Genomic DNA, 13,287 nt, shown 5'->3' on the forward strand with positions numbered 1-13,287 from the left:
GCCAGTTGCTGATGGTCACCTGCTGGTCCCGGATGCCGGCGGCCTGCTGGGCCTGCCGCAGGCTCCAGGCGGGCAGCTGGGAGGCGCTGAACAGCAGCGCCACCACGACTCCGCCGACCAGCACGGAACGCCGCGCCGCCGGGAACAGCTGCGCCGCGGAGTGGATTCCGATGACGGCGAACAGCAGCAGCACGGGCAGCAGCGGCTGCACGTAGCGCATGTGGTGGACGTCGGCGAACTCGAGCGTGGACACCGATGCCAGCACCAGCAGCACGCCGACGCCGACGGCCATCGCCAAGCCGCGCCACTGCGGAGCGCGGCGGAACAACCCGATCACGCCGAGGATCGCCAGCAGCAGCGCACCGGGGAAGACGTAGTCCTGCGTGGACAGTCCGGTGAACGCGGTCAGGAAGATGCGGAAGTTGCTGAGCACCTTGTCCGCGACTTCCAGCGGGTACACCGCGGGCATGTGCAGCAGCGACTTGGCCAGCACGCCGTTCTGCTCGGCCGAACCGGTCGCGATCCGGTAGAAGGCGTACTGCGCTGCGGCGGCGTAGGCGGGCAGGCCGATCCACAGGATCCGGCCGAGCACCCGCGGCCACGGGGCGCGGGTGCCGCGGGCGTGCGCGACGACGTGCCAGACCATCACCAGGCTGAGGACGGCGGCGAACAGGAGCAGCTCGGTCCGGGTCAGCGCCGCGGCCACCGCGACCACGGGGGTCCACCGGAACCGGTTCTCCGCGCGCTCGCCGGTGAACACCAGCAGCAGGGCGACGAGCAGGAAGGCGACGAACGCGATCTCCATACCGCTGGTGGCGCCCCAGGCCAGCGGGCCGCTCAGCGCGACCAGCAGACCGGCGCTGATGCCGGCACCGCGGCCGGCGAGCCGGGTGCCGAGGCGGTAGGTCAGCGCGGCGGTCAGCGCCAGGCACAGCGCGCCGAAGAGCATCGCGAACGGCAGGAAAGCCGAGCCGGTCACGCCGAGCGCGTAGACGCCGCCGAGGATGAGCACGTAGAGCAGGCTGCTCGCGCCGGTGCTGATCGGGTCGCCGGTGTTGTACTGCAGGAAGTGCCCGGTGCCGATCTGGCGCGCGTACTGCAGGTGGATGTAGGCGTCGTCGACCGGCGGGATGAAGTGCCACTGGTTGTAGGCCAGGTTCACCACCAGGAACAGGGCGGTGACCAGCAGCGACAGGCCGCCGATCAGCCATGCCCCGGCGTCCTGGAACGGGCGTCCGGCCGGTGGCGGACCGGTGGCTGCTCCGGACTCGGGTGATCCGGTCGGGACCTCGTCGTGCTCCCCGGCGCTGGGCGCCGCGAATCTCGTCATGCTTGCTCCGAAAGGGGTGAGATCAGCGCGCGTTCCGACCGCGCGCGAAAGGAGAGAGGCGCCTGCTGGCGCTGGAGAACCGGTGCGGCTTTGCAGGTTCGGCGAGAGCGATGCGGTCGCCCGGCATCGATCGCCCAGATCAAGAACCCAACGCCGTCATCCTCCGAATCCACGCGACCACAACGCGAAACCGCGCAAACCACCCAAGCCGCGCAGAACGAGATTAACCCGTCCGGGTGACCTCTCCGAAGCGAGGGTCAGCAAGAGGCGCGCAGGGGTTCGGTGCGAACAGCCAGGCGGTGACCGAGATGCCGCTACCGGCGCGGAAGGACCACCGGAAACGGGAATGAGGGCGGATGAGCCGGCCTCTAAGCCGGATTCTGTTCGTGGGGGCCTCGCGGCCGTCCCAGTCGGTGACCATCCATCTCGGCCCGCCGTTGCCGACGGGCTCGTGCGGCCTACCCGCGAACTCGGGCGGGCCGCCCTCGATCGTTCGCGCAGACGCCTGGTGGGGCGCCCTCTTGGCCTTGCTCCGGGTGGGGTTTACCTAGCCACCCCGGTCACCCGAGGTGCTGGTGGTCTCTTACACCACCGTTTCACCCTTACCCGGCGGAGTCCGCCGGGCGGTCTGCTTTCTGTGGCACTGTCCCGCGGGTCGCCCCGGGTTGCCGTTAGCAACCACCCTGCCCTGTGGAGTCCGGACTTTCCTCGACGGGATCGCTCCCGCCGCGGTCACCCAGCCGACTCATCCGCACCGTCGAGTCTAGAACGCCTCGGGTGCAGATCGCGGCCCGGCCCCGGCTGGATCTGCTCGGCCCAGGCGGTCCCGCGCGGCCCGGGCGGCGCCGATGCGGTCCAGGCCGAGCAGCCCGGCGCCGATCACCGGGGGCGCTTCGACCAGGCGGACCTGCACCTCGGGGGCCACCTTCGCGCACCGGCGCCGGATGTCCGGGAGCAGCCGCCGCCCGGCCCCGGCCAGCACGCCGCCGCCCAGGACGACCGTGGGCGCGTCGAGGAGGTCCAGCCGGCGCAGGGACACCGCGGCCAGCAGTCCGATCTCCTCGGCCTGCCGGTCGACGAGTTCGGTGGCGACCGCGTCTCCTGCCTCGGCGACCTCGAACAGCAGCGGGCACAGCTCGTGCAGCACGTCGCGGTGCAGTTCGCCGAAGTGCAGGGCCTCGACGACCTCGGCCGCGCTGCGCATCCCGAAGTGGGCGACGACGGCGGGCAGCAGTTCGGTCGGCGCACCGCGGCCGTCTTCGGCCCGCACCGCCCACCACAGGGCCTCCTGGCCGAGGAAGGCCCCGCCGCCCCAGTCGCCGGAGATCCGGCCGATCGCCGGGAAGCGGGAGGTGCGGCCGTCGGCGGCGACTCCGACGCTGTTGATCCCGGCCCCGCACACGACCGCCACCCCGACCCCGTCGTCGGTTCCGGCGCGCAGCAGCGCGAAGGTGTCGTTGTCCACCGACAGCGTCTCCGACCAGCCGCGTTCGGCCATGGCCCGGCGCAGCTCGTCCTCCTCGCGCGGCAGGTCCGCCCCGGCCAGGCAGGCCGCGGTGTGCCGGGCGAACGGCGGGCCGTCGGGCAGCCCGGCCAGGGCGGTGGCCTCGGCGGCGAGTTCGGCGAGGGCGTCCATGCAGCGCTGGACGCCGACGTGCTGCGGCGACGCTCCGGGGCCGCGCACGGCGGCCAGCACCGACCCGTCGTCGGCGACGAGCAGGACGTCGGTCTTGCTGTTGCCGCCGTCGATGGCCAGCACTGCGGGCTTCATCGGGCCCACGGGAGGAACTGGGCGTTACGCCGCACCAGCTCGTCGGCGAGCCGGTCGGCGACTGCGTGCTGGCCGATCAGCGGGTGCGCGAGCAGCGCGTCGGCGACCCGGTCCCGGCCGCCGCGCAGCGCCGCGTCCAGCGCCAGCTGCTCGTAGCCCGCGACGTGCCCGATCAGCCCGGCCAGCGCGGGTTCCACCGGTCGCACCGGGAGCGGGCGGGCACCACCGGTGTCCACAGTGGAGTTCGTCTCGACCACCATGTCGTCCGGCAGGAACGGGAGCGCGCCGTCGTTGCGCACGTTCACGACGTGCTCGTCCGGTCCGCCGGAGGTCAGCGAGCGCACGAGCTGCACCGCCGCCTCCGAGTAGTAGGCGCCACCTCGTTGGGACAGCTCTTCCGGCTTGGCCTTCAGCTCGGGATCGGCGTAGCGCTTGAGCAGGTTCCGTTCCACGTCGGCCACCACCGTCGCCCGAGGCGGCGATTTCCGCTGCTGGGCAAGCACTTCGTCGTGCGCGTAGAAGTACTTCAGGTAGTACGACGGCACCGCTCCCAGCCGGCGGAACAGCTCCGGCGGCAGCCCGATGTGCTCCGACATCGCCTCGGCGTGCTCGCCGAGCAGGTCCGGCAGGACGTCCCGGCCCTCGACCCGCACACCGCGCACCCAGGTCAGGTGGTTGAGGCCGGTGTGCTCCAGCTGCACGGAATCCGGTGTCACGTCGAGGAGTTGCGCGATCCAGCGGCTGAAGGTGATCGCGACGTTGCACAGCCCCACCGCGCGATGCCCTTCGCCGAGCAGCGCGCGGGTCACGATGCCGACCGGGTTGGTGAAGTTGACGATCCACGCCTGCGGCGCGACCTCACGCACGCGCTCTGCGATGTCGAGCACCACCGGCACCGTGCGCAGCGCCTTGGCCAGGCCTCCCGCACCAGTGGTCTCCTGGCCGATGCACCCGCAGTCCAGCGGGAACGTCTCGTCGCCGTACCGCGCCTGCTGACCGCCGACGCGCAGCTGCAGCAGGACCGCCGAAGCCCCGGTCGCCGCCTCGACCAGGTCGGAGGTCGTGCGCAGCCGCGCCGGATGCCCGGCCTCGCGCAGGAGCCGGCGGCTGAAATCGGCCACCACGGCCAGCCGTTCGGCGTCCGGGTCGACCAGCACGATCTCCTCGATCGCCGGTTCGCGGCGCCGGGCCAGTCCGTCGATCAGCTCGGGCGTGTAGGTGGAACCACCGCCCACCACCGTCAGTTTCATGGTCACCCCTTGACTCCGGTGAAGGTGATGCCGCGGACGAAAGCGCGTTGGGCGAACAGGAACAGCACGATGACCGGCAGCATGACCAGGACCGTGGCGGCCATCGTCAGGTTCCACTCCACCCGGTGCATGCCGCGGAACGAGGCCAGCCCGACCGACAGCGTCCAGGACTGCTGGTTCTCCCCGGCGTAGAGCAGCGGGCCGAAGAAGTCGTTCCAGGTGTAGAGGAAGCAGAACATCGCCGCGGCCGCGATGCCCGGCCGGGCCATCGGCAGCACGATCCGCAGCATCGCGGTGAACTCCGAGCAGCCGTCCACCTTCGCCGCGTCCACGTAGGACCGCGGGATGGTCAGGAAGAACTGCCGCAGCAGGAAGATGCTGAAGGCGTCGCCGAACAGGTGCGGGATGATCAGCGGCCACAGCGTGCCGGTGAGCTCGAAGCGGGTCCACAGGATGTACAGCGGCACCGCGGTCACCTGCGGCGGCAGCATCATCGCCGCGATCACCAGCACGAACGACACGCCGCGACCGCGCCAGCGCAGCTTGGCCAGCGCGTAGGCCACCGGGATGCTGGAGACCAGCATGAACGCGGTGGCCAGCACCGAGTACAGCAGGCTGTTGAGCAGGAAGCGCAGCATCGGCGCCTGCACGAAGACCTGGGCGAAGTTCTCCCAGTGCCACTCCTGCGGCCACAGGTTCGCGGTCAGCGCCTGCTCGTCGGACATCACCGCGGTGAGGAGCACGAACACCAGCGGCAGCAGGAACACCACCCCGAGCGCGAGCCCGAGGCTGTGCACCGCGATCCAGTTCAGCCGGCGATTCCGGCGGTACCGCACGAGATCAGCGCGATCGGGGTTCAGCACGGCGGTCACTCAGCCCACCTCCTCGGCGATGGTGCCGCCGCGCATCCGGCGGATCAGCAGGGCGGTGAAACCGAGCGAGAACGCGAACAGCACGACGGCCATCGCCGCGGCGTAACCCATGTTGTAGTAGTGGAATCCCTGCTGGTAGAGCCAGGCCGGGAAGGTCAGCGTCGCGTTGTCCGGATAGCCCAGGACCTTGCTGCTGCCCACCACCTCGGCCTGCCCGGAGGCCACCGACCCGGCCACCACCGCCTGCGTGAAGTACTGCAGCGAGAAGATGATCGAGTTGACCACGCCGAACAGCAGCACCGGCGCGATCGACGGGATCGTGACGTGCCGGAAGCGGCCGACCGGACCGGCACCGTCGAGCGCCGCCGCCTCGTGCAGCTCCTGGGGCACGTCCAGCAGCGCGGCCAGCATGATGATCATCAGCTCGCCGCTGCCCCACAACGTCAGCAGCGTCAGCGCCGGTTTGGCCCACGCCGGGTCGTTGAACCACAGCGGCCCGTCGATGCCCAGCAGACCGAGCAGCCCGTTCACCGGCCCGGTTCCGGGGTTGAACAGGAAGGTGAACGCGAGCGTGGCGGCGACCGGCGGGGCCAGCGCGGGCAGGTAGCACAGCGTGCGGACCAGCCCGACCCCGCGCCGCAGCCGGGCGATCACGGCCGCCACCCCGAGGGCGAACACCACGCGCAGCACGGTGAGGACCACGACCAGCCACAGCGTGTTCGCGGCCGCGATGCGCACCACCGGGTCGCCGAACAGCAGGTAGGCGTAGTTGCGCAGACCCACCCACTCCGGCGGGCTGAGCAGGTCGTACCCGGTGAACGAGAAGTAGCCGGTGGCCAGCAGCGGGTACGCGAAGAACACGGTGAACCCGATGATCCACGGCGACATGAACGCCACCACCTGCAAGCGGCGACGCGTTCTGCGGGCGCGGGCTGCGCGCTCGAACGTCACGGCCATCAGTTGCCGCCGAGCGCCTTGGCCGCGTCGATCTGGCCGTCCAGCTCCCGCAGCGCGGCACCCAGGTCGCCGACCTGGCCGCTCTGCCACTTCACCGAGAAGTCCTCTGTGGACTTCATGTAGGCGCTGCCGTTCGGGCTCGGCGGGCTGGGCACCAGCTGCGGGTTGTCGAACAGGTCGAGGAAGGTCTGGTACTGCTCGCTGGTCTCCACCCGCGGGTCGTGCAGCGCTGCGGTCGTGGTCGGCACGTTCTTCAGGCCGTTGGCCAGTTCCACCAGCGCGTTCGTGTCGGTGGTCAGGTAGCGGACGAGTTCCCAAGCCGCGCCGGCGTTCTCGGCTCCGCGCGGGATGCCGATGATGGTGCCGGTCACGAACCCGGTGCCGTAGAGCTCGGGTTTCGCGTCGGCGACCGGGAACGGCGCGGTGGCGTAGCGCAGGTCCGGCGTGGTGTCCTCGATGAACCCGGTGCGGTACTCGCCGTCGATCATCATCGCGATCTTGCCGCTCTGGAAGGCGTTGTCGGCGGAGTACTGCTGGCCGAGCCCGGAGGTGAACTGCACCAGGCGGTCCCAGCCGTAGAAGTCGACGAGCTCCTTCTGCCAGCGGTACATCTCCTGCCAGGCCGGGTCCTGGCCCAGCACCGACTTGCCCTGCTGGTCCATCCACTCCGCGCCGAAGTGCGGCGCCCAGTTCCACGGGTGGTTGGCCTGCGAGCCCAGCACCGGCAGGAAGCCGGCGACCTTGATCGAGCCGTCCGGGTTGAACTCGGTGAGGCGCTTGGCCATGTCGGTCAGCTCGGACATGGTCTTGGGCGGCTGGGTGATGCCCGCGCGGGCGAAGGCGTCGGTGTTGTAGAAGAGGCCGTAGACGTCGGCCAGCAGCGGCATCGCGCAGCGCTTGCCGTCGAACTCGGTGTACTTCTGGGACACCTCGACGATCTGGTCCAGGTCGACCCGGTCGCGCTGCAGGTAGGGGCCGAGGTCCTGCCAGGCGCCGCTGGCGCAGAACTGGCCGAGGTTGATGGTCTCCGCCGAGATCGCCACGTCCGGCGGGTTGCCGCCGCGGATGGCCTGGGTGATCTTGTCGTCGTCCTGGTTGCCCTGGCTGTTGATGGTGATGTTGGGGTGCTGGGCGTGGAACCCGTCGAGGACCCGGTTGAGCACGTCCAGCTCGCGGTCGGTGAACTGGCTGGACACGGTGATGGTGACCTGCTCGTCGGGGCCCGGCGCGGGCTGCGGACCGTCCGATGTGGACCCGGCGGTGCAGGACGCGGCCACCAGCGCGGCCGCCGCGGTAGCGAGGGCCAACAGCCCGCGTCTGCTCGCGCGGGCGGGGAACCTCGATCTCATCGCGCCTCCTACTCGACTTGGTCGTGCGGGACAGACCGGACTCCCACCGCCGTGACGGGCAGTCCGAAGAGCTGCTCCCGGGCCATCCCGAGAGCGACTTGCAGCGCACCCGCGCGCACCGCGTCGTCGGTGCACCGCGCGAGTTCGACGGGGGTTCGCGGCACCACCAGGCGGTGCAGTTCCCCGGCCACCAGGTCGGTGAGCTCCGGGCCGCCGACCTGCGCGATCTCGGCGGTCAGCAGCACGAGTTCGGGGTCCAGGACGCTGACCACGCCGGCGACACCGGTGGCCACCCGGCGCGCCAGGTCCGCCAGGAACTCCTGCCCGGCGCCGGCTCGGGCTTCCCGGACAGCGGCGACGGCGTTGCGGGCGTTGATCCCGTGCGCGCGGGCGAGCTCGTTGATCGAGCGGTAGCTGAGGAGCCGGCCCAGCCTGTCGCCGGTCCGGTCGACTCCGGTGTCCCGGTGGGCCCGGTCGGGCACCCGGATCCAGTCGATCTCGCCGGCACCTCCGGTGGCTCCGCGGTGCAGGACGCGGTCGATCACCACCGCCGCGCCGAGCCCGTCGCCGAGCCAGACGAGCACGAAGTCGCGGACGTCGCGGGCGCGACCGGTGGTCATCTCCACCAGCGCGACGAGGTTGACGTCGTTGTCGACGAGGACGTCGGTGCCCAGCGACTCGCGCAGCCTGCCGGGCACGTCGAAGCCCTCCCAACCGGGCAGGTGCGGGGCGAAGCCGAGATGACCGGTCGCCGGGTCCACACCGCCCTGGGCACCGACGACGACCTCGGCCAGCTGATCGGTGCGCAGTCCGATGCGCCCGGCGGCCTCTGCCATCGCCGCGGCGAACGCCTCGGGCGCACCAGCGCCGGACGGCAGGGCGCCCCGGTGCTCCACGCGGACTTCGCCGGTGATGTCGGCGATCACCACGTCGACCTCTTCGGGGGTCAGGCTGGCGCCCGCGACGTGCCCGAGATCGCCGTTGACCGACCACATCTGCGCGGCCGGACCGCGGTTCCCGCCGCGCATCTCGCCGCGCCGCACCATCCCGGCCTTCTCCAGCCGGGCCAGCAGCGACACGGTCGCGGGCTTGGAAAGTCCGATGGCGGCTTCGAGTTCGGCCCGGGTGAGCGCGCCGCGGCGCAGCATCGCCTCGATCGCGGCCCGATCGTTGATCTCCCGCAGCAACCGAGGACTGCCGTCCCGCCCCGCACCTGACTCCCGAGCCACCAGCACCCCTAACCGTTAACTTCCCATACGGTTTCAGGGACGCTAGTAACCCGCGTCACAGGTGTCAATGGTCCATACCTGTTTTAGGGGACCGCAGCCCGGACTCCGCTCGGGCCGCTCCTGCTTCAGCAGCGGGGGAAGTTCAGCAGCTCATGGCTCGTGAGCACTTCGGGGCGCTATGGCACCCCGAAGTGCTCACGAGGCAACTACTGCCAGTGGGAGATGTCGTTGACCAGGCGGACCGAGGAGTGGCCGTCCGGGTAGAACTCCACGATGGACAGCGAAGCCAGGTCCAGGTGGAGGCTGTAGAACATCTCCGGTCCCACGCCCAGGCCGAGGCGGAGCAGGGACTTGATCGGGGTCACGTGGCTGACCACGATGATCGTGCGGCCCGCGTAGCGCGCCACCAGGTCGTCGCGGGCGGCCCGGACCCGCTGGTAGACCGAGTCGAGGCTCTCCCCGCCCGGCGGCACGACGCTCGGGTCGCCGAGCCACTTGCCGTGCAGCTCCGGGAACTGCTCGGAGGCCTCCTTGAACGACAGGCCCTCCCACTCGCCGAAATCGGTCTCCAGCAGACCGTCGTGGAAGTGCAGCTCGCTACCGGTCGCGTCGACGACCGCCTGCGCGGACTGCCGGGTGCGGGTCAGCGGCGAAGCGATCACCGGGGCCACGCCGTCCGGCGTGATCACCCCGTCCATCGCGGCCAGCCGCTTGCCCGCCGCGCGCACCTGCCGCTCCCCCAGCTCGGTCAGCGAGACGTCACCGCGCCCGGAGTAGCGCCGTTCCACCGACATCGGCGTCTGACCGTGCCGGAGCAGCAACATCCGCGTGGGCGTGCCGTTGGCACCGGTCCAGCCGGCCGGCCGGGTCCGAGCGCTCGACGTGGGTTCCTCGGACTTGGGCGAGCCGCCCTCCTGCCGGTCCATCGCCTCGTTGGCGAGCCGGTCCGCGTGCGAGTTCTCCGCGCGCGGGATCCACTCGAAGCTCACCCGCCCGAACCCGGCGACCAGACCGCGGGCCTCCTCGGCCAGCGGCTGCAGGTTCGCGTGCTTGACCTTCCAGCGGCCGGCCATCTGCTCGACGACCAGCTTGGAGTCCATCCGCACGTCGACCTCGGCGGCGCCCAGCTCCGCCGCCGCGCGCAGCCCGGCGATCAGCCCCTGGTACTCGGCGACGTTGTTGGTCGTGACGCCCAGGCTGATCGAGCGCTCCGCCAGCACCGCGCCGGAGGCCGCGTCGCGCACCACGGCCCCGCAGCCCGCGGGACCGGGGTTGCCGCGCGAACCGCCGTCCGCTTCGACCAGCACGGCCGAGGTCACGCAGACTCCCCGGTGCGCACCATGATCGCGCCGCACTCCTCGCAGCGGACCACGTCGTCGGCCGCCGCCTCGCGCACCTCGTTCAGCGCGGTGCGGTCCAGCTCGATCCGGCACGCGCCGCACCGGGCGCCCTGCAGCAGCCCGGCCGCGACACCGCCCTTCGCGCGGATGCGGTCGTAGAGCGCCAGGAGGTCCTCCGGGAGTCCCTTGGCGATCAGGTCGCGCTCGCCCTGGAGCCGGGCCTGCGAGGACTCGAACCCGGCGAGAGCTTCGTCGCGGCGCTCCTGCACCTCGCGCAGCTTCTCCTCGGACTCGGCAAGCGCCTCGCGGGACTTGGTCACGTTGGTCTCGAGGGCTTCGCGCTGCTCCATGACCTCGAGCTGCTCGTCCTCCAGGACGCCCTGGCGGCGGGCCAGGGTCTGCAGCTCGTGCTCGAGGTCCTCCAGCTGCTTGGCCGAGGCGCCCGCGGCCATCAGGTCGCGGTCGCGCTGCTCGCGCTTGCGGACCTGCTCGACCTCGTTCTCCAGGCGCTTGACCTCGCGGTCCAGATCGCTGAACGCGGTCTCGGCGACCACCAGCTCATCGCGCTTGGTCCGCACCTCGCGCTCGGCCTCGCCGATCAGCTCCAGCTCGGGCAGCGACCGGCGGCGGTGCTGAACGCGGTTGAGCTCGGCGTCGGCGTCCGCGAGATCGAGCAGCCGTCGTTGCACGGCGGGGTCGGCTTTCACGCCAGCGCCCTCCCTGGGTCTGATGCCGCACCGGCGTGGAGCGTCCACGGGTCGGTTCGGCGGGTGGAAACGAGGACTTCGACTGTATCCGGCAGCGCGGCGGCCACGATGTCCGCGGCCTGCTGGCACCACGGCCACTCGCTCGCCCAGTGCGCCACGTCGACCAGCGCGGGCACCTGGGTGCCCGGCACGTCCGCGCGCGAGATGTGCTCACCGGCCGGGTGGTGCCGCAGGTCAGCGGTCACGTAGGCGTCGACCCCGGCCGCCGCGGCGGTGGCCAGGTAGGAGTCGCCGGCACCGCCGCACACCGCCACGGTGCGGATCGGGCGCTCCGGATCACCGGCACCGCGCACGCCCCACGCCGTGGTCGGCAGGCTGTGGCCGACGCGGGCGACGAAGTCGCGGAACGGCTCGGCCGCGGGCAGCTCGCCGATGCGGCCCAGCCCGGTGTCCGCGCCTTCGGCGTGCGGGGCCAGCGGGCGGGTCACGGTCAGGCCGATCGCTGCGGCCAGCGCGTCGGACACGCCCTGCACCGCGCTGTCGGCGTTGGTGTGCGCGCAGTACAGGCCGATGCCCCCGCGGATCAGCCGGTGCACGATGCGCCCCTTGGGGTCGTTCGCGGGCACGCCGTGCACACCGCGCAGCAGCAGCGGGTGGTGCGAAACCAGCAGCTGCGCACCGAAATCCACCGCTTCGTCCACAGTGGCCTCGACCGGGTCGACGCAGAACAGCACCCGCTGCACCACGGCGTCCGGGTCACCGCACGCCAGGCCGACCGCGTCCCAGCTCTCCGCCAGACCGACCGGGTAGGCCGCTTCCAGGGCCTCGACCACATCCCGAATCCGAACCGCCACCGGTTCACCCCCATCCCAGAACATCGCGAAAAGCCTTGACCAGCAAGGCGTTCTGCTCCGGATCGCGCACCGCGACCCGGAGGTGGTCAGCAGTCAGGCCGGGGAAGGTGTCGCCGCGCCGCACGGCCACCCCCCGCGCCCTGAGCTCCTCCCGCACCTGCTCGCCGTCGTCCACCCGCAGCAGCAGGAACGGCGCCCGCGCGGGCTCGGCGACCTGCAACCCCGGGATCGCGGCCAGCTCGGCCACCAGCCCGGCCCGGTGCTCCTCGAACTCCGCCGCAGCCCGCTCCGACTCTGCCAGCGCGGACGGCTCGCAGCAGGCGATCACCGCTTCCAGCACCAGCGAGTTGATCGGCCAGTGCGGACGGGTCCGGCCCAGCTCGGCCAGCAGCTCCGGCGCACCCAGCGCGTACCCGGCGCGCAGCCCGGGCAGGCCCCACATCTTGGTCAAGCTGCGCAACACCAGCAGACCCGGCTCGCGGCAGCCCGCCAGCGACTCCGGCTCGCCCGGCGTGGTGTCGGTGAACGCCTCGTCGACGACCACGATCCGGCCCGGCCGCAGCAGCCGCCGGATCTCCGCCGCCGGGTGCAGCACGGACGTCGGGTTGGTCGGATTGCCCAGCACCACCATGTCCGCCTGCTCCGGCACCGCGTCGGCGTCCAGCCGGTAGCCGTCGGCCGGATCCAGCTGGACCCGGGTGACCTCGACACCGGCCGTGCGCAGCGCCAGCTCCGGCTCGGTGAACGACGGGTGCACCAAGGCGGCCAAGCGGGGGCGCAGCGACGGGAGGAGGGCGAAGCCCTCCGCGGCGCCCGCGAGCAGCAGGACCTCGTCCGCGTCGCGGCCGTGGCGGGCGGCGGCAGCCGCGCGAGCGGCGAGGTCGTCGGCGGCCGACGGGTAGCGGCCGAGGCCGTCCAGCGCCGCCGCGAGGCGTTGGCGGAGCCACGCCGGCGGGCGGTCCAGGCGGACGTTGACCGCGAAGTCGAGCAGCCCGCGCTCGGCGTCCACATCGCCGTGGTGGCGCAACAAATCCCGATCGTGCCCGCTGCTCATCGACGGCAGTCTAACCAGGACTCGACATCGACCGTGCGCCCTTCGACCTCCACCGGCCGAGCCGCCCGTACCCTCGGTGGACGTGCACATCTCCTTCATCTGCTCCGGCAACATCTGCCGCTCCCCGATGGCCGAACTCGTGTTCTCCGAACAGCTGCGCCGGGCCGGGTTGAACGGGCAGGTCGAGGTCTCCAGCGCCGGGACCGGGCCGTGGCACGCCGGGGAACCCGCCGATCCGCGGACCGCGAAGGTGCTCGCGGACCACGGCTACCCCACCGAGCACGTCGCCGCGCAGATCGACGACCACCACCTGGGCGCGGACCTGCTGCTGGCGATGGACGCCGGGCACCTGCGCGCGGTGCGCCGCCTGGCCGACGACCCGTCGAAGGTCCGCTTGATGCGCTCCTTCGACCCGTCGTCGGAGGACGGCGCCGAGGTGCCGGATCCGTACTACGGCGGGCCGAACGGCTTCGACGACGTGCTGGCGGCGGCGCTGACCGCTGGGTACACCAGTTTCCTCTTCGGCCAGGCCGAAGGCCGCGACTTGTGGCAGTCGCCGCTGCTGTTCTGGCAC

The 13,287-nt window shown here is 71.7% G+C and carries 10 protein-coding genes, 1 other RNA gene and 2 pseudogenes; 1 reads left to right on the top strand and 12 read right to left on the bottom strand.

The features are described 5' to 3' along the window. From ABTZ89_RS25035 to cobC, 12 genes and pseudogenes are all read right to left on the bottom strand, one after another. Nucleotides 1-1,330: pseudogene (locus ABTZ89_RS25035) on the bottom strand (hypothetical protein); the annotation flags it as partial. 353 nt (nt 1,331-1,683) lie between these two features. Then, nucleotides 1,684-2,078, bottom strand: an RNA gene (gene rnpB, locus ABTZ89_RS25040) — RNase P RNA component class A. Nucleotides 2,079-2,093: 15 nt separating this feature from the next. After that, nucleotides 2,094-3,101, bottom strand: coding sequence for an N-acetylglucosamine kinase (locus ABTZ89_RS25045; protein ID WP_351048855.1), 1,008 nt, complete (start codon nt 3,099-3,101; stop codon nt 2,094-2,096). Continuing rightward, nucleotides 3,098-4,351, bottom strand: coding sequence for a 6-phospho-beta-glucosidase (locus ABTZ89_RS25050; RefSeq protein WP_270949793.1), 1,254 nt, complete (start codon nt 4,349-4,351; stop codon nt 3,098-3,100). Before ABTZ89_RS25050 ends, ABTZ89_RS25045 begins: the two co-directional genes overlap by 4 nt. A gap of 2 nt (nt 4,352-4,353) precedes the next feature. Further along, the gene (locus ABTZ89_RS25055) at nt 4,354-5,223 is read right to left on the bottom strand and encodes a carbohydrate ABC transporter permease (protein WP_351048859.1); all 870 of its coding nucleotides are present in this window, start codon (nt 5,221-5,223) and stop codon (nt 4,354-4,356) included. Beyond that, nucleotides 5,224-6,180 (bottom strand): carbohydrate ABC transporter permease, encoded by a 957-nt coding sequence (locus tag ABTZ89_RS25060; protein ID WP_351048862.1) that lies wholly within the window; start codon nt 6,178-6,180, stop codon nt 5,224-5,226. After that, the gene (locus ABTZ89_RS25065; protein ID WP_351048865.1) at nt 6,180-7,529 is read right to left on the bottom strand and encodes an ABC transporter substrate-binding protein; all 1,350 of its coding nucleotides are present in this window, start codon (nt 7,527-7,529) and stop codon (nt 6,180-6,182) included. Before ABTZ89_RS25065 ends, ABTZ89_RS25060 begins: the two co-directional genes overlap by 1 nt. Before the next feature lie 8 nt (nt 7,530-7,537). Then, nucleotides 7,538-8,758 (bottom strand): ROK family transcriptional regulator, encoded by a 1,221-nt coding sequence (locus ABTZ89_RS25070; protein WP_351048868.1) that lies wholly within the window; start codon nt 8,756-8,758, stop codon nt 7,538-7,540. 206 nt (nt 8,759-8,964) lie between these two features. Further along, nucleotides 8,965-10,077, bottom strand: a complete 1,113-nt coding sequence (locus ABTZ89_RS25075) for a bifunctional RNase H/acid phosphatase (RefSeq protein WP_270949798.1) — start codon at nt 10,075-10,077, stop codon at nt 8,965-8,967. After that, a complete protein-coding gene (locus tag ABTZ89_RS25080; protein ID WP_351048872.1) occupies nt 10,074-10,805 on the bottom strand; it encodes a zinc ribbon domain-containing protein in 732 nt (243 codons plus the stop codon). Before ABTZ89_RS25080 ends, ABTZ89_RS25075 begins: the two co-directional genes overlap by 4 nt. Beyond that, nucleotides 10,802-11,659: a Nif3-like dinuclear metal center hexameric protein gene (locus tag ABTZ89_RS25085; protein WP_270949800.1), complete on the bottom strand. Its 858-nt coding sequence runs from the start codon at nt 11,657-11,659 to the stop codon at nt 10,802-10,804. Before ABTZ89_RS25085 ends, ABTZ89_RS25080 begins: the two co-directional genes overlap by 4 nt. 4 nt (nt 11,660-11,663) lie before the next feature. Then, nucleotides 11,664-12,713 (bottom strand): Rv2231c family histidinol phosphate aminotransferase CobC, encoded by a 1,050-nt coding sequence (cobC, locus tag ABTZ89_RS25090; RefSeq protein WP_351048876.1) that lies wholly within the window; start codon nt 12,711-12,713, stop codon nt 11,664-11,666. 82 nt (nt 12,714-12,795) lie between these two features. Here cobC and ABTZ89_RS25095 point away from each other — a divergent pair. Next, nucleotides 12,796-13,200 (top strand): annotated as a pseudogene (locus tag ABTZ89_RS25095) (low molecular weight protein-tyrosine-phosphatase); the annotation flags it as partial. Nucleotides 13,201-13,287 lie beyond the last annotated feature (87 nt).

The sequence above is a fragment of the Saccharopolyspora sp. NPDC002686 genome (assembly GCF_040295745.1).
Taxonomy (GTDB): Bacteria; Actinomycetota; Actinomycetes; order Mycobacteriales; family Pseudonocardiaceae; genus Saccharopolyspora; species Saccharopolyspora oryzae.